This window comes from Pseudomonas ovata (assembly GCF_003131185.1).
Taxonomy (GTDB): Bacteria; Pseudomonadota; Gammaproteobacteria; order Pseudomonadales; family Pseudomonadaceae; genus Aquipseudomonas; species Aquipseudomonas ovata.
Genome location: NZ_QFFU01000035.1, coordinates 1 through 17,191, shown reverse-complemented (window position 1 = coordinate 17,191; position 17,191 = coordinate 1). Strand labels below are relative to the sequence as shown.

The window sequence follows — 17,191 nt, the reverse complement described above, 5'->3', positions numbered from 1 at the left end:
TCACAAGGTAATCACATGCGTCTGTTTCACACCTCTGACTGGCATCTGGGTCAGCACCTGCATGGCCAGGAGCGGGACTTCGAGCACCAGGCCTTCCTGACCTGGCTGCTGGCCCGCCTGGCCGAGCGCCGGCCCGATGTGCTGTTGATCGCCGGTGACATCTTCGACACCGTCAACCCACCGGTCAAAGCCCAGGAACGCCTCTACGAATTCATCGTCGACGCCCACGAGCAACAGCCGCAGCTGACCATCGTGATGATTGCCGGCAACCACGACTCCGGCTCGCGCATCGAGCTGCCTGCGCCATTGATGCGCCGCTTGCGCACCCATGCGCTGGGCCGCGTGCTGTGGCTGGATGACGGCCGCCTGGACGCCGAGCGTCTGTTGCTGCCGCTGCCTGACGCCAGCGGCGAGGTGCGGGCCTGGTGCCTGGCCTTGCCGTTCCTGCGTCCGGCCGAAGTGACCGGGGCGCTGTCGGGCGATGACTACCTGCACGGCATCGCCCAGGTTCACCGCCTGCTGATCGACGCCGCCCTGGCCAAACGCCAGCCAGGCCAGGCACTGATCGCGGTCAGCCACGCGCACATGGCCGGCGGTTCGGTGTCCGAAGACTCCGAGCGCAGCCTGATCATCGGCAACGCCGAGGCCCTGCCCGCCAGCCTGTTCGTACCCGACATCACCTACGTCGCCCTTGGCCACCTGCACAAGCCTCAGCAAGTCAATGGCGAAGAGCGCATCCGCTACAGCGGCTCGCCCATTCCATTGTCGTTTTCGGAAATCGGTTACAAGCACCAGATACTGGAAATTACCTGCGACGGTGAACGGCTGGTCAGCGTCGAGCCCTTGCTGATCCCGCGCACCGTGCCCTTGCAGCGCCTGGGCCCGTTGCCGCTTGATGAACTGCTGGTGCAACTGGCTGCCCTGGCCAATCTCGACCTGCTCGCCGAAGCCGAGCGCCAGCCCTGGCTTGAGGTGCGCGTGCGCCTGGACCAGCCACAGCCGGACCTGCGCAGCCGCATCGAGGCGGCCCTGCAGGGCAAGGCCGTGCGCCTGGTACGCATTGCCGCCGAATACGCCAGCGCCCGTGACGATGACCCGGACACAGCCGGCGTCGAACTGATCGACCTGGACCAACTGACCCCGCAGGAGCTGTTCAGCCGGGCCTGGCAGGACACCTACGGCAATGCGGTAGACGAACAGACCCTCAGCGATTTCGCCACGCTGCTGCGTGAAGTCCAGCACGAGAGCGAAGCCCCATGAAAATCCTTGCCATCCGCCTGAAAAACCTCGCCTCGCTGGCCGGCCCGTTCGAGGTCGACTTCACCGCCGAGCCCCTGGCCAGCGCTGGCTTGTTCGCCATTACCGGCCCCACCGGCGCCGGCAAGAGCACCCTGCTCGATGCGCTGTGCCTGGCGCTGTTCGGTGCCATTCCACGGCTGAGCCGTATCACCGCCTCCAAGGTGCCGGACATCGACGGCGAGATCACCACCAGTGACCCGCGCACCTTGCTGCGCCGCGGCACCGGCAGTGGTTACGCCGAGGTCGACTTCATCGGCATCGATCAGCGCCGCTACCGTGCCCGCTGGGAAACCAACCGTGCCCGCGACAACGCTGCCAAGAAACTGCAGGCCAGCCGCCAGACCCTGACCGACCTGGACAGCGAACAGGTGCTGAGCAACCAGAGCAAACGCGAGTTCGAGCAACTGGTCGAGCAACGCCTGGGCCTGAACTTCGAGCAGTTCACCCGCGCCGTGATGCTGGCCCAGAGCGAGTTCAGCGCCTTCTTGAAGGCCGACGACAAGGAACGCAGCGAACTGCTGGAAAAGCTCACCAACACGGCGATCTACAGCCAGTTGGGCAAGCGCGCCTACCTCAAGGCCAACGACGCCAAAAAAGCGCTGGACGACCTGAACCTGCAAGCCACCGGCGTCGCGCCCATGAGTGTCGAAGAGCGCGCCGAACTGGACCGGCGTGTGCTCGACGCGCAAACGCAGTTCAAGGCGCAACAGGCCAGGCTGCGCGCGCTGGAGCTACAACAGCAATGGCTGGCGCAACTGCAACGCTTGGGCGATGAAGCCCTTGAGGCGCGCCACACCCTGACGACCGCCGAGCAGGACTGGCAACAGCTCGGTGAGCTGCGCCAGCAGTTGGAGCATCTGCAAACGCTGGCGCCACAGCGTCATCACTTTGCCCGCCAGGCCTCACTGCACGCACAACTGACGCCGCTGGCCGAGCGTATCGCTCAACAACAAGCCCGCCGGATCGAACTGGACGCCCAGGCCACAGACCTGCAAGCGCGCCGCGACAGCGCGCATACCACGCTACAGGCCGCCCAGCAGCAGCTCGTCGAGGTCCGGCCACGCCTGCAGCAGGCGTTCGATGCCCAGAACACCTTGAGTCACCTGGCCGAGGGGCTGGACAAGGCCCGTACGCAACAGCAACACAGTGCACAAGCGTATGAACAGGGCCAGGCGCAACTGAAGGCGCTGCTCGACCGACAGCAACAGGTCGCCCAGCGCCTGGAGACAATCACCGGGCAACTGCAGGCCAGCACATCGCTGGCGCCGCTGACCCAGGCCTGGAGCGCCTGGCGTGATCGCCTCAAAACCCTGACCCTGACTGCCAACCGCGTGCGCCAGGGGCAGCACGAGTTACCGGCCCTGGTGCAGCGGGCGATGGAAGCCGAGCAGCAATTGGGGGTGCAACGCAGCGCGCTGGACGTGCTCTACCGCGAAGCGGATGTCGAGCCTCAGGCGGTCACCGAGCACCTGCAATTGCTCGGTGGCCTGCTGCAGGACAACCGCAAGCAGCACCGCGCCATCGAAGATCTCAGCCGCCTGTGGAGCAGCCGGCAAGCCCTCGATGCGCCCTTGCAGGCGCTGGGCGAGCAATTGCACAGCGCCCAGCAGGAACGCGAACACCTCACGGCCCAGGGCATGGCCGTGGCCGAGCAACTCAAGGTCGCCGAACAGACGCTGATCGTCACCCGACAATTGCTTGATCGCCAGCGCCTGGCCCGCAGTGCCAGTGTCGAGGCTCTGCGCAGCCAGTTGCAAAACCTGCAGCCCTGCCCGGTGTGCGGCAGCGCCGATCACCCCTGGCACAAGCCCGAGGCGGTGCTGCAAGGCCTGGCCGAGCATGATGAAAGCGAGCAAAGCCGTGCCGAAAAGGCCGTGGACGAACTCAAGGACCAGCGCAGCCAGCTGCGTGAACAGGTCGGCGTAGTCATTGCGCGGCAAAAGGATGCCTTGCAGCAGCACAAACAGTTGCAAGACCAGCAACAGCAGTTGACCGCGCAGTTGCAGGACCATCCGCAGGCCGCTGCCGTGCTCGATCGCGCCGAGGCCGAGCGCAGCGCCTGGCTGGCCCGCCAGCTCGACCAGCTCAACGAAGTGATTCTCAAGGACGAACAGCGCCAGCAGGCCCTGCTCACGCTGCAACAGGACGCCGCTCAGTTGCAGCATCAGTTGCAACAGGCGCAGCTGACCAGCCAGGACGCCACTCGGCAGGTCGAAGAGCAACAGCGGCAACTGCACGCTGACCGCGAACGCCTTGAGGAAGCGCTTGATGCACTGGCCGGTGTCCTGCCCGATGACACCCTGGCGGCCTTGCGCGACGACACCAGTGCCAGCGTCATGCGCCTGGAACAACAGGTGGGCGAGCGCCTGGCACTGATCGAACAGCAGCAGGATGAGGAGCAGGAACAGGCCGAGCGGCAGAAGGCTGTCGAGCAACTCCAGCACACGTTGAGCAGCGACCGGCAGCGCCAGCTCGAACTGCAACAGCACGTGCAGCAATTGAGCGATCAGCAGCACGCCAGCCAGGCGGCCTTGAGCGACTTGCTGGGCACGCATGCCCGTGCCGAACACTGGCAACAGGCACTGGAGCAAGGTGTCGAACAGGCCCGCAGTGCGCAAGCCGAGGCCGCACAGGCCTTTCAGGACAATCAGGCGCAGCTCATCCAGCTGGCAGCCGAACTGAACGCCGGCCAGCAACAGCACCAGGACCTGCAAAGTGAATACCTTGGACTGCTCGAACAGCTCGCTGCCTGGCGCAACGCCCATTCGCAACTGGACGACAATACCCTGCAGGCCTTGCTGGATTTCGATCCGGCACAGGTCGAGCCTTTGCGCCAGCGCCTGCACGCCAGCGACAAAGCCCTGGAACAGGCCAGGGTATTGGTCCAGGAGCGCGAGCAGCGCCTGAGTCAGCATGAAGCGCAACAGTCCGGTAGCGATGCCGCGGCCCTGGCCGAGGCACTGCTGAGCACTCAGGCCGAGCTCGCCCTGAGCGAGCAAGTGTGCGCCGACCTGCGCGCACAGGTCAGTGAAGACCAGCGGCGCCAGGCCGAAAGTGGTGAATTGCAGGCGCGTATCGAATGGGCCAGTGCCGAGCGGCTGCGCTGGGGGCGCCTGGCCGAGCTGATCGGTTCGGCCGAGGGTGATCGCTTCCGCAAGCTGGCCCAGGCCTACAACCTCGACCTGCTGGTGCACCACGCCAACGCCCAGTTGCGTCAACTGGTGCGCCGCTACCGCCTGAAGCGTGGTGGCAGCCTGCTGGGCCTGCTGGTGCTGGACACCGAGATGGGTGACGAGATGCGTTCGGTGCATTCGCTGTCGGGCGGCGAAACGTTCCTGGTGTCGCTGGCGTTGGCACTGGGGCTGGCGTCGATGGCGTCCAGCACCTTGCGCATCGAGTCGCTGTTCATCGACGAAGGTTTCGGCAGCCTGGACCCCGAATCACTGCAACTGGCCATGGATGCGCTGGATGGCCTGCAGGCACAGGGGCGCAAGGTCGGGGTGATTTCCCATGTGCAGGAAATGCACGAGCGCATCGCCGTGCAGATCCGGGTCAAGCGCCAGGGCAATGGCCTGAGCACGCTGGAGGTAGGGTCATGAGCAACCCCACTCGACGGCCGTCAGGACGCGTGAGCGGTGGCTGGCTCGGCGCTGTGCACCACCACCGGCGCCTGGGCGTCGGTCAGGCTCGGGCTCATGCTGGTCACAGTGACCACACCAATGAGCACCACGTACAGGGCAATGGCAATCCAGGCGCCTTGCTTGATCGAATGAAGCAGTGCAGTGGCCATGTTTGAATTCCTCGTCTTTGCGTCGCACCAGAGTGCTTCAAAGGTTGATCCATGAGAAAGCATGTCTTTGCATACCGGCGATCACTGGTATTGATGCCTGCCGGTCCTGAAAGTTGAATCTTTTGTATGGCCCAAAAGAAACATCCCCGCAGAGAGTACCCTGCGGGGATGACGAATATAAGCGAAGCTTTCGCGAACCGGCTGGCCGACGAGGTCTGCGTAGTCTGCTGCGCGATGAGCAGGGGTCGCCAGGAAAGTGGGCTAACAGGCTCGCGAAAGCTTCATTGAGTGCTGTGTTTCAACGCACGCTTTTATGATCAAGGGCGGCGTAAAAGTTGGCGCTCTGTTGCAGGTACTGCGGGGTGTAGCTCTGGGTCTGGTTGGCATGCAGTCTTTTTTCGGTGATTTCCGAACTGGCGCTGGCAGGCAGGGCAACAGTGGCAGAGATGGCCGATGCAGCAATGATGGAAAACATATTGAAGTTCATGGGGCGATTCCTCGGAAGGGGTTTCAGGTCCGGGCCGCTGGGGCCATGGGTCAAACTTACTCCCGAGGCGGGTCTGGCAAAAATCTTTTGCAGCACTAGCTTCTATCACTGCGAATGATAATGGCTGTAGCCCGCCAACGGCGCGGGCCAGAGCCGTTGGCTTACTGCGGGTCGGGCAGAAAGACCAGTGATGACGGCGCATCGAAATCCAGTGCCTGCACGATATCGCCCAACAGGCCGGTCTGCGGATCGCGGCGCAAGGTGACGATCTGGTTGCTTTTCTGGTTGGCGATCAGCAGGAACTTGCCGGAGGGATCGATACTGAATTCACGCGGCTCACGTCCTTCGACCGAACGCCGCTGGATTTCCTTCAACTGGCCAGTGGTGGGGTCGATGCTGAACACCAGCATCTCGTTGACCTCGCCACGGTTGGCCACATACAGAAAACGCCCGTCCGCCGATGCATGCAGGCCGCTGGCGCCATTGGCCTTGCGCTCGGCGCCCTTGAGGTCGACCAGTTGCGTGCGGCGAAACTTGCCATCCAGGTAATCGAACACCGCCACCTGCCCGGACATTTCCAGGGTCAGCCAGGCATGCAAGCCGTCCTTGCTGAACAACAGGTGTCGTGGCCCGCTGCCTTTGGGCAGGACAACGTTCGATTGCTTTTTCATCCACTGCAGCGGTTGCGGCTGGTCGGCGTGATAGCGATAAACAAACAAGCGGTCGGCGCCCAGGTCGGCGGCCACGACATACTTGCCCTCAGGGTCGGGCACCACCGAGTGCACATGCGACGAGGCTTGTCGCTCACGATTGACCTTGCTGGGCGCATTGGGCCCGTGCGTTTGCACCGCGTCCCCGAGTTGCCCACCCTCACCCACCGGCAACACCGTCAGCAAGCCGCCCGGTTTTGACTGAACCGCATAATTGGCCACCAGCAAAAAGCGTTGGTCCGGGGTCAGGCTGGCGTGGGTCGGCTCATCGCTCTGGCTGGCCACCTGATTGATCAGCGTCAGCTGCCGGGTAGCGGGATCAATGCTGTAACTGCTGACCTTGCCTCGCTCATCACGCTGGCCGGGGCCGTTCTCGTTGACGGCGAACAGGTAATGTCCTTCTCGCGACAGCGTCAGCCAGGAGGGGTTGTCGGTCTGCACCACCTGGCGCGGTCCGGGCTCGATCAGCCCGGTCTGGCTGTCGAACCCCATGCGATAGATCCCCTGGCTGCTGCCTTGGGTGTAGGTGCCCACTAATAGATCGGTGTCTGACATACCCTGAGCCTGAGCGCAAAAGAGACTGAGTGCCCCGGCAAGCGCCAGCCAGGGCCGTGAAGATTGGATCATGATGGCCTCCTTTTTATTGTCATAGTCTGTTCAGACAGGACAATGCGCCAGTCATCAAGGTTCAACCTTCAGGCACCAGCACTGCCGTGGCCTCCATGGCCAGAGGCAGCCCATTGATACTGGGAATGAACAAGGTGGCCAGCCCGCGATAATCGGGACGGTACTGGCGAATCTGGGCCAGCGGGTCCAGGGAAACGCCGGTGATGGCCAGCGCAACCACCAGGTGCGTCAGGGAAAACGGCCGGCGCATCGGCTTGAGGCCTTGCCGGGCGATGGGTGCCAGCAACACCATGCCGATCAGCAGCCAGATGAACAATCGCGGCATCAGTTGCTGGCGATCCAGGCCCAGGTCCCACAACGACCAGACCGTACACAGCGACAGGCACAGGCTGAACAGCCAGATGGCCACGCGCAGCGCCAGCAACAGCAGCAGGCCGCACATCACCAGACCCAGCCCGGACAGCAGGAAGTAACACGAACCGCCGAGGCTGACGAGCTGGTAACCGGCGATGATCTGCACCACGCCCAGCACCAGCAGCGAGGCCCCGAGAAATGTCGGAAACAGCCGTGCACGGCTCAACGCACCTTGAATAGACATTGAAACTCCCTGTTTTTTCTTGTCGTTCGATTTCATGAAACCGAGGCGCGGCCAAAAGCCGGCGCGGCAAACGTCGTTACCCCGTGAGCGGGGCAAGAAAAGGCAAGCACATCCGTGTGTAGTGCCCGAAAGGCTCCGGGCACCCTACCAACCGATGCCGGGCCCCTGAGCATTGATTGTCAGCGGGCCGGCACGCCGGGGCAGTCTAGCGGTTGAAGCGTGGCCAAAGACTGATCTGGATCAATCCTCGTCGGCTTCTTCGTCATCGTTGGGGCTGAAAGCATCAAGGCAGACCACGCGATGATCGGACTCACCATTGTTGATGACCCAGCTTTGCAGCGATTCGTCGAAGGACGCAGCCTGCACCTGCTCGGCGCTGAAGGTCCAGACCTTGCGCGCGCGGCCATCCATACACTCGATCTGCAGACCGTTTTCGAGGCTGAAATCCGAGGCATACAGCCCGTCGATCTCAAGCAGGGTGGTGGCTTGCAGGGTTTGCAGAAAGCTGGAAGTTGTCATATGCACTCACGAAACGGCGGATAAAGGCCGCCATGATAGGGCAAAGCGCTGTGCCAGGCTCAATGGGAAAACAGCGAATGCCCCACCTTGCCGGCCATCTTCTGCGGCTTGAGCAGAAAGTGCGCCAGCGCCGGCAGCAGCCACAGCGCCCCGAACATGTTCCACAGCAACATGAAGGTCAGCATCAGGCCCATGTCGGCCTGGAACTTGATGGCCGAGAATATCCAGGTGCACACGCCGATCGCCAGGCACAACCCGGTAAACAGCACCGCCTTGCCGGTGGACTTGAGGGTCTGGTAATAGGCTTCCTGCAACGGCAGCCCGGCACGCAGGAAGCTTTCCAGACGGCTGTAGATATAGATGCCGTAGTCGACCCCGATCCCGACCCCCAGGGCGATCACCGGCAAGGTCGCGACCTTGACGCCGATGCCCAGCAGCGCCATCAGCGCATTGCCCAGCACCGAGGTCAACACCAGCGGCAGCACAATGCACAAGGTCGCCGCCCAGGAGCGGAAGGTGAGCAGGCACATGCCGGCCACGCACAGGTACACCAGCAGCAGAATCAGAAACTCCGATTGCTTGATGACCTGGTTGGTGGCCGCCTCGATCCCGGCATTGCCCGCCGCCAGCAGGAACTCCAGCTGCGGGTCGGGATGCTGGTCGGCAAACGCCTGCACCGCCTGCACGGCGCGGTCCAGGGTTTCGGCCTTGTGGTCGTTGAGGAAAATCATCAGCGGCGCCAGCGAGCAATCGGTGTTGTACAACCCCTCGGCACGGGCAATCGAGCTGTTGAGCACATCCTTGTTGCGCGACAGCGTCTCCCATTTCAGGCTGCCCTCGTTCATGCCCTTGATCACCTGGCGCGACACGTTGACCAGCGACACGGTCGACTGCACGCCAGGGGTGTTTTCCATCTTCCAGGCCAACTCGCCCATCGCCGCCAGGGTGGTGTAGGCCGAGCAACCCTCGGGCGGAGTCTTGACCATGACCACCAGCACGTCGGAACTGGTCGAGTAATGCCGGATGATGAAGGCATTGTCCTGGTTGTAGCGCGAGTCCGGGCGCAACTCCGGCGCGCCCTGGTCCAGGTCGCCGATCTTCAGGTTCTGGCTGTACCAGAGCCCGCCGGCGAAGGCCAGCAACGCCAGCACCACCGACACCCGCGCCACGCCCGGGCTGGCAAAGCCGGACAGGCGGCGCCAGAACGGGTGCTCGCTGATTGCATCCTGCTTGCTGCGACTGATCGCCCGCGGGCTGATGCCCACATAGGAGATCGCCACCGGCAGCAGGATCAGGTTGGTGAACACAATGACTGCTACACCGATCGAGGCGCCGATGGCGAGTTCGCGAATCACGCCGATGTCGATGATCAACAAGGTAATAAAGCCCACGGCGTCGGCCAGGATCGCGATCATGCCCGGCAGGAACAATTGCCGGAACGTACGCCGTGCGGCGGTCAGCGCGTTGTCGGCAGCGCCCGACTGCAGGGCGATGCCATTGATTTTCTGCACGCCGTGGGAAATGCCGATGGCAAAGATCAAAAACGGCACCAGCATCGAATACGGGTCGATACCGAAGCCGACCACGTGCATCAGCCCCAGTTGCCAGAGCACGGCGATCATCGTGGTGCTGAGCACCGCAATGGTGCTGCGGATGCAGCGGGTGAACCAGATCAGCAGCACCAGGGTGATGGCAAAGGCGATGGCAAAGAACGCCACGACCATGAACAGACCATCGATCAGGTCACCGACCTTCTTGGCAAAGCCGACGATATGCACCTTGATGTCAGGGTTTTGCGTCTGATACTTGTCGCGGATCTTTTCTTCAAGCTGATGGGAGAATTGCTGGTAGTCCAGGCTGAGCAAGGTGCCCTGGTCGTTGGGGTCCGGGTAGGCCTCAAGCAGCGGCACCTCGACGATGCTGGACTTGAAATCGTTAGCCACCAGGCGCCCGACCTGTCCGGACTTGAGCACGTTGTTGCGCAGCGCGTCCAGGCTGGCCTCGGTGCCGTCATAGGTCTTGGGAATCACTTCGCCGCCGGCAAAGCCCTCTTCGGTGACTTCGGTCCAGCGCACGCTGGGGCTCCACAGCGACTTGAGCCCAGCGCGGTCGACGCCGGGAATGTAGAACGCCTCATCATGGATGCCGCGCAGGGTCTCCATGTACGTCTTCGAAAAGATATCCCCTTGGGTCGCTTCGACCGAGATACGCACCGTATTGCCCAGGTTCGCCAGGTCATTGCGATGCGCCAGCATGTTCTGGATGTAGGGATGCGCCAGCGGGATCATCTTCTCGAAGCTGGTCGAGGGCCGGACCTGCAAGGCCTGCCAGCCCAGCACCAGGCTGGTCAGCAGGCAGAGGATGATCACCACAGGGCGATTGTTGAAGATCAAGCGTTCAAGCAGGGTCGCTCGCTCATCGGAGTGCTGCCGGGAATGCTGGAGATCGGTCATGCCTGCCATCCTTGTTCGTATTCTTGTCATGGAGTCGACACAGCACCGGTGGCCGAGCCGGAGCGCACCCCGCCCTGCCCGACCAGAATCAGCTCGCCCTGGGCATTGCCGGCCACGGCGGCCAGGGCCAGCCGGTCGGGACGGTTGAACACGGTGAAACTCTGCCCATCATCATGGCTGCGCAGCACACTGCCATTGTTGCCGACCAGCACCAGCGAACCATCAGCCAGCAGGCTTGCCCCGGACAGGCTGGCCTCCAGACGACCGCGCCCGGCATTCAATTCGATGCGCTGCCAGGTGTCGCCAAAGTCGCTGGAGCGCAGCAGGTTGCCACGCAGGCCGTAGATCAGCAGGGTTCGTGGGCTGGCCGTGCCGATCACACCGAACAGCGAGCCCTGGTAAGGGCCGGGCAGCTTCTCCCAGCGCTGGCCCAGATCGGCGGAGCGGTACAGACCGCCGGCCTCGCCGACGATGAACAGCCCGGCCTCGCGCACGAACGCAATGGCATTGAGGTGGTACTGGTCTTCATTGTCCAGACGGTCGCTGACATCCTCCCAGTGCTGGCCGCCATCCAGCGTGGTGAGCAAGGCCCCGTAGGCGCCCACGGCAAAGCCGGTGTTCACATCCTGGAACCAGACGTCCAGCAAGGGCGCCTCACGGGCAAGGTCTTCGAACTGTTTCTGCCAGGTCTGGCCACCGTCGCGGCTGGCCAGAATCTGCGCATCGTGGCCCACTGCCCAGCCATGCTGGGCGTCGACGAAATACACGGCGGTCAATAGTTGGCGGGTCGGCACCCGGGCCTGCTGCCATTGCCGGCCCTGGTCGTCGGAATACAGGATATGGCCGTGATCGCCCACCGCCACCAACCGGGAGCCGGCCTGTGTGACATCGATCAACAAGGTACTGGCAGCCTTGGGCGATTCGATGGACCCGGTCTGGGCGTCAGTAGCGCCAAGCGCCACACTACTGGCCAGCCCCAGTGCCAGGCTGATCGCAAGCCGGCGTATCTGCCGCATGAAAACATTGCTCATGGACCACTCCTTGTTGTTGTTCTTATACCGACACGGCCTGTTCAAGGCCGTACACGACCTTGTGGGAGGCGGCTTGCCGGCGATTGCTGCGGTCACCTCACAGGCCCTGTCGCGGGCAGAACCCCCTCCCACACGCCAGATAGGCCCGAGCAACCACGAGTGTAGCCGGGAAAAGACAGCACCTGCTTCCCGTAGGACCGGCTTCAGCCGGGAAAGGGCGGCGCCTGCTTCCCGGCTGAAGCCAGTCCTGCACCCGCTCGGTCAGTCGATCACCGCATGGGGCAAGAAACGGCTGCTGTCCTTGGTGATCAGGCTGTCGTCTTCACGGATGCCGATGCCTGAAGCCTGGTCACCGATCACCCACGACCCGACCAGTGTGTAGCTGTCGCCAAAGCGCGGCAACGGCGCGTAGCGTTGCAGGATGTAGGGCGCGTCGGTGTAGGGCCCGTCCTCGGCGATCACTTCGTCGCCCGGGGTGCGAATCTCGATATTGGCGCCTTCGCGCGAGAAGAACGGCTTGCGCACCCAGCCTTTGGGCACGGCACGACCGGGGTGAGTGTCGACAAAGGATGGCAGCAGGTTGGGATGGCCTTCGTTGAACTGCCACAGCAGCGGCAGAATGCCCTTGTTGCTCAGGATCGCTTTCCAGGCCGGCTCGACGAAGCGCGTGCCGCTGGCCGCCACATGCTGGCCAAAGGGCTCGTGAAAGATGTGCTCCCAGGCATGCAGCTTGAACAGGCGCTCGATGGTCCGGCCCTGCAGGTCGACGAAGCGACCCTGGCCATCGAGCCCGATGTCCTCGATGTCGATATGCCGGGTCTCGATGCCGGCGTGGGCAGCCATGCGCCGCATGAATTCGGTGGTGCCGCGATCCTCGGCCGAGCCGGACATCGCCGAAAAGTAGAACGGTGCCGGCCCCTTGAACGGCTTGAAGGCGGTGATCAGGTCTTCGGCAATGGCATTGAACTGGCTGGCATGGGCCGGCAAGACGCCACGCTCGACCTGCTCGTCCAGCCACAACAACTGAAAGGCCGCAGCCTCCATCAGGCTGGTGGGCGTGTCGGCGTTGATCTCGTACATCTTCGCCGGCCCCGTGCCGTCGTAGGCAAAGTCGAAACGGGCGTAAAGATGGTGGTGGCCCTCTTTCCAGGAGCGACGGATCAGGTCGAAGAAGGCTTCAGGGATGGCCAGTTGCCTGAGCAGTGCCTCGCTGTCGACCACTCGCGCCACTGCATCCAGGCACAGCTGGTGCAGCGCCTGGGTCGGCACCTCGAGGTCGCGGGTGATCTGCTGTTCGTTGAACAGGTAGTAATGCCGCTCGTCCCAGTAGCGCTCGCCGTCGATGGTGTGAAAGTCAAAGCCTTCACGCTCGGCAGTGACACGCCAGTCGGGGCGTTCTTCGAGGCTGATCCGTTTCATGGCTGCAACTCCTAGCCGCCGGAGCTGGAACGGCTGCTGCTACTGCTTTTGCCACCCCAGCCGCTGCGGGCGGTGGCCTGGCTGCCGAAACCGCCGCGCGACACGGTCGAAGACACCGACGAGCCGCCCCCCAGGCTGCGCCCGAGCGTGGACTTGCTGTAGGTCTTTTCCGAGCTGTAGCGCGCCTGAGTGGAACGGCTGAAGGTCTTGCCCCGGTCGATGTGGGTGTACAGCGACGAGTTGTAGTAGCCACCGCGATCATCGCGGCCCATGTACACCGGCTGGCCATAGTAGCGGCTGTTGCCGCCAAAGCCATTGCTGAGCAAATGACCGATCAGCAGGCCGGTCAGCAGGTTGCCGGTGGCGCCGCTGTTGCTCTGGGCGATCTGCTGGTTGGCCTGGTCCAGGGTCTGCTGCGGCACGTTGCCGGCAAACGACAGCTCGAAGCCGCCCAGTTTCGGCGTGTACTTGCCGTCGGAGTTGATCTGGCAATAGTCCGGCACGAAGTCGGCATCACAAGAGGCCTTGTCATCGTAGACCGGCGCGATGCGGCGGTGGTCGGCCAGCGCTTCCATGTAGGCGTCCGAACAGACATCCACCGGCACTTTGGCCTCGGTGCATTGCTGCACCGAATTGAACGTGGTCTTGGCGGTGAAATTCGGCTCGTCGTCCGAATCGCCGCAGGCGCTGAGCGCCAGGGGCAGCGCGCTGACCAGCACCAGTTTGGCGGAACTGCGTCTCATGGTGATCTCCCTGAAATCAGACCGAAGGCGTCATGCACGCCGCATTGAGCATGCCGACGCTGACGGCCACGCTGGCCGCGTAGATGGCCGCAGCCAGTTCACCCCGGGCAATGCGCGCCGACAGCCCCTTGAGCACCAGGCTGGTGGCACCGAAGGCCAGCAATTGGACCACGGCGGCAATCAGTGCCCAGACCACGACGTCCAGGATGCTGATGCTGTAGGCGATGATATTGCTGGCCGGCAGGGCAAAACCGATCAGCGAGCCACCCAGCGCCAGGGCAGCAGCGCTGTTGTTGTCGCGGATCAGCTCGAATTCCTTGTGCGGTGTGATCCGGCTGTAGATGAACTGAAACACCGCAAACAGCAGGGCCGCTACCAGGATGTAGAGGATAAAACCCAATACCGCCTGGGCATTGAGCGACAATCGCAGCGCGTCGAGCATGAAGACTTCCTTCTCTTGTGAAACCGCCCTTACAGAACGGTGATGTCGGTGGATTGCAGCGTGACGCCTACGGCGGTGGTAAGGCTGATATTACCCTCCTCGTCCTCTTCGACCGAGAACAGCAGGAACTCGCGGCGATCGATCAGCCCGGTTTCGCGGGCATAGAGCATGCTCAGGTGCTTGACGCGGTAGGCGCTGTCGGGGCTGACCACGTGCTCGTCCATCGGTGTCAGTTCGGTCTGGCCGGTCTCGGTGCCCCACTGGCGCTCGAAGACCTCGCCTTCATGTTCAAAGGTCGGCAGGCCGATCTTCGAGGCCGGTCCCGTCAGGCGCAACAGCTCGTCGCGACTGTTGATCGGCGTGGCGCTGTAGTAGCCGAACAGAATGATGTCCTGGATATCTTCAGGCAGTGGCCCGTTGCTGAGCATCTGGAGAAAATAGTCTTCGTTGTCCAGGTAGAACCGCCGCAGAGTCATGGACTGGCCCAGATCGATCTCGCCCACCGCCCAGACCTTTTCGTCACCCGGCAGGTCGACCTGCGAATGACCGTCCAGCAGGATCTTCAGCGAAGTGTCCAGGCACAGCATGCTGCCGCTGCGCAGCCCCAGGGGGCTGGACGTCGTGGCGGTACCGGCACGCCCCGTGGACGTCGGCGCTTCCAGGCCCATCATCCGTTTGAACCAACTCATTGCGCATCTCCTTGATCATGGATGCCCTGTAGAAACGACCCGATCCGGGACCGGTATTCTTTTAGCGCGGCTCATCCCTGGCGTGTATCAGCCGGGCAACGATCACACCGGCCAGGGCGCCGGCGGCATGCGACTCGAACGAAACACCCGGCACCGGCACGAAGCCGACGATCAGACCGCTGTAGGCGAACAATGTCACCAGCGCCACCAGCAGACTGGCAACACTGCGTTGATACCAGACCCTGGCCAGCAAATAGGCCCACAGGCCGAAGATCAGGCCGCTGGCGCCGACATGCAGGCTGGTGCGCCCGAACAGCCAGACCAGCGCCCCGCCCAGCAGGCAGACCAGCACCATTACCCAGGCGTAACGCTTGACGCCTTCGGTCGCCACCAGCCAGCTCAACACCATGAACGGCAGCAGGTTACTGAGCAAGTGCGCGAACGAGCCGTGCAGCCACGGTGCAAAGACAATGCCCTGCAACCCCCACAGCGTGCGCGGCAGAATACCGTGCTGCACCAGGCTGTAGCTGGTTACGGCGTTGACCAACTGCACCCCGGCCATCAGCAGTGACAGGCCCAGGATCAGGCGAAAACGGCTCGAGAGCGCCACTTATTGCGGGGTCTGGCTCTTGGCTTTCAGCCGCGCCAGCACGTCGTCGGCGCCACTGCTGCGGGCGCCGATGCCGGCCTCCTGCAAGCGACGCTCCAGATCGCCACCATTGGCCTGACTGGCCAGTTCTTCGGCCGCCTCCAGCTTGGCGTCCTGTTCATCCTGGCGCTGCTTGAGGCGTGCCAGCGAACCGACCGCCGTTTCGACCGAGCCATTGGCGCCGCCGGTGGCATTGGCCGTGGCGACACGGGCGCGCTGCACGGTTTCCCGGGCCTTGGCCATTTCGACCTGCTGCTTGAGACCGCGAATCCGCGCCTCGGCCTTGAGCACCTGCTCCTGCAATACACCAGCCTGCTTGCCGAACTGGTCGGCCAGGGCCTGCTCCTGAGCGCGCAGGGCCTCGATGTCGGCGATCTTGGCCGCGCATTCGCCGGCCAGGGCTTCCTCACCCTTGTTAAGGGCCTGCAGGGCACGGTTTTCCCAGTTGGCGATATTGCTGTTGTGTTCTTCCAGGCGCTGGGCCGACAGCTTGTGCTTGGCCTTGATGCCGACCAGGCCTTCGCGGGCCTTGACCAGCGCATTGTCGGCGTCACGGATTTCCTGGTCGAGGATGCGCAGGGCGTTGGCGTCGATGACCGCCTCGCCCACTTCGGAAGCACCGCCACGCACGGCAGTGACCAGTTTTTTCCAGATGCTTGTACTCATGAATGCGTTTCTCCAGAACAGCGCGAAGGCCGTATCAGTCGATGAAGTGGTCGTCGAAGGCCTCGGCGGCGCGAATCACGTTGTCCGCCAGGGTGAGGATTTCCTGGACGATCACGGTCAGGCTGGATGCCGCGCTCAGGGCGCCGAACAGGCAATAGACTTCCTGGCCATCGGCCAGTGTCTCGATGCCCACCGCCGACAAAGGGAACAGGTCACGGCTGCGCAACACCACCTCGTTGAAGGCGGCGGTGTCCTTGATGCGGCTGACTTCGATCAGGGTGGTGTCGGCCAGGATCTGGTCGCCGACCACGGCCAGGTACACCGGCAGATCGCCGAATTCGCACAGGGTCAGGCGAATACCGTGCTCGGTGGTGTCGCACAGGCTCAGTTCGATCCGGCCTTCAGTCACCAGGTCCAGGTCGCCCAGGGCCTTGTGCAATGAATCGATGGTCCAGTTGGCATTCTCGGTCATGAAATCCTCCAGTTTGATTCGTGTTCCGAGGAAAGGCTGTCGCAGGGCTTTTTCGATGCCCCGCAACGCATCGGTGTTTTCCGGCCGGATCCAGAACTCACGCTTGACCAGCCCGGCCTCCTTGAGGCGCTGGCGCATGTCGCGCATGTAGTCGGTCGAGCTTTTCAGGGCCCTGCCGGTTCCTGCCGTATTCTCGCCCCCGGTCGTGCGAGGCATGGGCACTCCTCCCTTGCTGCGTTCAGACCACAAGAAGTGCACGCTAACAGATGCACCCGACAGACGTAAGTCCTCACATGTGAGGATTTTGTGAGCCACTGCACAGACGCGTGCCAGCGCCCAGCCTGTAGCCGCTTGATCAGCGAACGGCATACAGGGCCTTAGCCATGACGGGTCCTGTGGGAGACGGCTTTTTCGCGACCGAGGGGTCGTTCTCAGCAAAAAATCACTTACTGATTTTATTGGCTATTAAATTCACCCTTTGATCTGACCCCAAAAAGTTGGACAGTCTATTGCCATACGCCTACAGAGCGAGTCCTGAACTCCACAGGACTCAATCCACCAAGCTTTACTTTTATCCGGTCATGATTGTAGTAATGG

17 protein-coding genes are annotated in these 17,191 nt (G+C 62.9%); 2 read left to right on the top strand and 15 right to left on the bottom strand.

What is annotated here, in order from left to right:
- Positions 1-15 precede the first annotated feature (15 nt).
- Both DGA31_RS27835 and DGA31_RS27830 read left to right on the top strand, forming a co-directional pair.
- A complete protein-coding gene (locus DGA31_RS27835) occupies positions 16-1,260 on the top strand; it encodes an exonuclease SbcCD subunit D C-terminal domain-containing protein (RefSeq protein WP_109514697.1) in 1,245 nt (414 codons plus the stop codon).
- A complete protein-coding gene (locus DGA31_RS27830; protein WP_109514696.1) occupies positions 1,257-4,898 on the top strand; it encodes an AAA family ATPase in 3,642 nt (1,213 codons plus the stop codon). The genes DGA31_RS27835 and DGA31_RS27830 overlap by 4 nt, the downstream gene beginning before the upstream one ends.
- Before the next feature lie 20 nt (positions 4,899-4,918).
- Here DGA31_RS27830 and DGA31_RS29835 read toward each other — a convergent pair whose 3' ends face one another.
- The 15 genes from DGA31_RS29835 to DGA31_RS30985 all read right to left on the bottom strand — a co-directional run.
- Complete coding sequence (locus tag DGA31_RS29835) at positions 4,919-5,089, bottom strand: hypothetical protein (RefSeq protein WP_153811681.1); 171 nt, start codon at positions 5,087-5,089, stop codon at positions 4,919-4,921.
- Between the two features lie 298 nt (positions 5,090-5,387).
- The gene (locus tag DGA31_RS27825; protein ID WP_056840416.1) at positions 5,388-5,576 is read right to left on the bottom strand and encodes a hypothetical protein; all 189 of its coding nucleotides are present in this window, start codon (positions 5,574-5,576) and stop codon (positions 5,388-5,390) included.
- Positions 5,577-5,737: 161 nt separating this feature from the next.
- The gene (locus tag DGA31_RS27820; protein WP_109514695.1) at positions 5,738-6,913 is read right to left on the bottom strand and encodes a lactonase family protein; all 1,176 of its coding nucleotides are present in this window, start codon (positions 6,911-6,913) and stop codon (positions 5,738-5,740) included.
- A 61-nt stretch (positions 6,914-6,974) separates the two neighbouring features.
- A complete protein-coding gene (locus tag DGA31_RS27815) occupies positions 6,975-7,511 on the bottom strand; it encodes a hypothetical protein (protein WP_109514694.1) in 537 nt (178 codons plus the stop codon).
- Positions 7,512-7,751: 240 nt separating this feature from the next.
- Complete coding sequence (locus DGA31_RS27810) at positions 7,752-8,030, bottom strand: DUF5629 family protein (protein WP_056840419.1); 279 nt, start codon at positions 8,028-8,030, stop codon at positions 7,752-7,754.
- A gap of 59 nt (positions 8,031-8,089) precedes the next feature.
- Positions 8,090-10,483, bottom strand: coding sequence for an efflux RND transporter permease subunit (locus tag DGA31_RS27805; protein WP_109514693.1), 2,394 nt, complete (start codon positions 10,481-10,483; stop codon positions 8,090-8,092).
- 26 nt (positions 10,484-10,509) lie between these two features.
- Positions 10,510-11,514 (bottom strand): WD40/YVTN/BNR-like repeat-containing protein, encoded by a 1,005-nt coding sequence (locus tag DGA31_RS27800; protein ID WP_109514692.1) that lies wholly within the window; start codon positions 11,512-11,514, stop codon positions 10,510-10,512.
- Positions 11,515-11,775: 261 nt separating this feature from the next.
- Positions 11,776-12,933 (bottom strand): glutathionylspermidine synthase family protein, encoded by a 1,158-nt coding sequence (locus tag DGA31_RS27795; protein ID WP_109514691.1) that lies wholly within the window; start codon positions 12,931-12,933, stop codon positions 11,776-11,778.
- Between the two features lie 11 nt (positions 12,934-12,944).
- Positions 12,945-13,676: a DUF1190 domain-containing protein gene (locus DGA31_RS27790; protein ID WP_109514690.1), complete on the bottom strand. Its 732-nt coding sequence runs from the start codon at positions 13,674-13,676 to the stop codon at positions 12,945-12,947.
- 16 nt (positions 13,677-13,692) lie between these two features.
- Positions 13,693-14,118, bottom strand: coding sequence for a DUF350 domain-containing protein (locus DGA31_RS27785; RefSeq protein ID WP_056840424.1), 426 nt, complete (start codon positions 14,116-14,118; stop codon positions 13,693-13,695).
- Positions 14,119-14,147: 29 nt separating this feature from the next.
- Positions 14,148-14,807: a YjfK family protein gene (locus DGA31_RS27780; protein ID WP_056840425.1), complete on the bottom strand. Its 660-nt coding sequence runs from the start codon at positions 14,805-14,807 to the stop codon at positions 14,148-14,150.
- A 61-nt stretch (positions 14,808-14,868) separates the two neighbouring features.
- Positions 14,869-15,369, bottom strand: coding sequence for a rhomboid family intramembrane serine protease (locus DGA31_RS27775; RefSeq protein WP_056840810.1), 501 nt, complete (start codon positions 15,367-15,369; stop codon positions 14,869-14,871).
- Between the two features lie 48 nt (positions 15,370-15,417).
- A complete protein-coding gene (locus DGA31_RS27770) occupies positions 15,418-16,122 on the bottom strand; it encodes a PspA/IM30 family protein (protein ID WP_056840426.1) in 705 nt (234 codons plus the stop codon).
- A gap of 34 nt (positions 16,123-16,156) precedes the next feature.
- The gene (locus DGA31_RS27765) at positions 16,157-16,810 is read right to left on the bottom strand and encodes a YjfI family protein (protein ID WP_109514688.1); all 654 of its coding nucleotides are present in this window, start codon (positions 16,808-16,810) and stop codon (positions 16,157-16,159) included.
- A gap of 290 nt (positions 16,811-17,100) precedes the next feature.
- A partial coding sequence (locus DGA31_RS30985) for an IS3 family transposase (RefSeq protein WP_152035069.1) occupies positions 17,101-17,191 on the bottom strand: 91 nt, incomplete at its 5' end.

Excerpts from the sequence above, each read along its gene's own strand:
- DGA31_RS27815 (WP_109514694.1), bottom strand. The coding sequence starts at position 7,511 with ATGTCTATTCAAGGTGCGTTGAGCCGTGCACGGCTGTTTCCGACATTT.
- DGA31_RS27810 (WP_056840419.1), bottom strand. The coding sequence starts at position 8,030 with ATGACAACTTCCAGCTTTCTGCAAACCCTGCAAGCCACCACCCTGCTT.
- DGA31_RS27780 (WP_056840425.1), bottom strand. The coding sequence starts at position 14,807 with ATGAGTTGGTTCAAACGGATGATGGGCCTGGAAGCGCCGACGTCCACG.
- DGA31_RS27825 (WP_056840416.1), bottom strand. The coding sequence starts at position 5,576 with ATGAACTTCAATATGTTTTCCATCATTGCTGCATCGGCCATCTCTGCC.
- DGA31_RS27805 (WP_109514693.1), bottom strand. The coding sequence starts at position 10,483 with ATGACCGATCTCCAGCATTCCCGGCAGCACTCCGATGAGCGAGCGACC.
- DGA31_RS27765 (WP_109514688.1), bottom strand. The coding sequence starts at position 16,810 with ATGCCTCGCACGACCGGGGGCGAGAATACGGCAGGAACCGGCAGGGCC.
- DGA31_RS27770 (WP_056840426.1), bottom strand. The coding sequence starts at position 16,122 with ATGAGTACAAGCATCTGGAAAAAACTGGTCACTGCCGTGCGTGGCGGT.
- DGA31_RS27835 (WP_109514697.1), top strand. The coding sequence starts at position 16 with ATGCGTCTGTTTCACACCTCTGACTGGCATCTGGGTCAGCACCTGCAT.
- DGA31_RS27820 (WP_109514695.1), bottom strand. The coding sequence starts at position 6,913 with ATGATCCAATCTTCACGGCCCTGGCTGGCGCTTGCCGGGGCACTCAGT.
- DGA31_RS27800 (WP_109514692.1), bottom strand. The coding sequence starts at position 11,514 with ATGAGCAATGTTTTCATGCGGCAGATACGCCGGCTTGCGATCAGCCTG.
- DGA31_RS27790 (WP_109514690.1), bottom strand. The coding sequence starts at position 13,676 with ATGAGACGCAGTTCCGCCAAACTGGTGCTGGTCAGCGCGCTGCCCCTG.
- DGA31_RS27795 (WP_109514691.1), bottom strand. The coding sequence starts at position 12,933 with ATGAAACGGATCAGCCTCGAAGAACGCCCCGACTGGCGTGTCACTGCC.
- DGA31_RS29835 (WP_153811681.1), bottom strand. The coding sequence starts at position 5,089 with ATGGCCACTGCACTGCTTCATTCGATCAAGCAAGGCGCCTGGATTGCC.
- DGA31_RS27785 (WP_056840424.1), bottom strand. The coding sequence starts at position 14,118 with ATGCTCGACGCGCTGCGATTGTCGCTCAATGCCCAGGCGGTATTGGGT.
- DGA31_RS27830 (WP_109514696.1), top strand. The coding sequence starts at position 1,257 with ATGAAAATCCTTGCCATCCGCCTGAAAAACCTCGCCTCGCTGGCCGGC.
- DGA31_RS27775 (WP_056840810.1), bottom strand. The coding sequence starts at position 15,369 with ATGGCCGGGGTGCAGTTGGTCAACGCCGTAACCAGCTACAGCCTGGTG.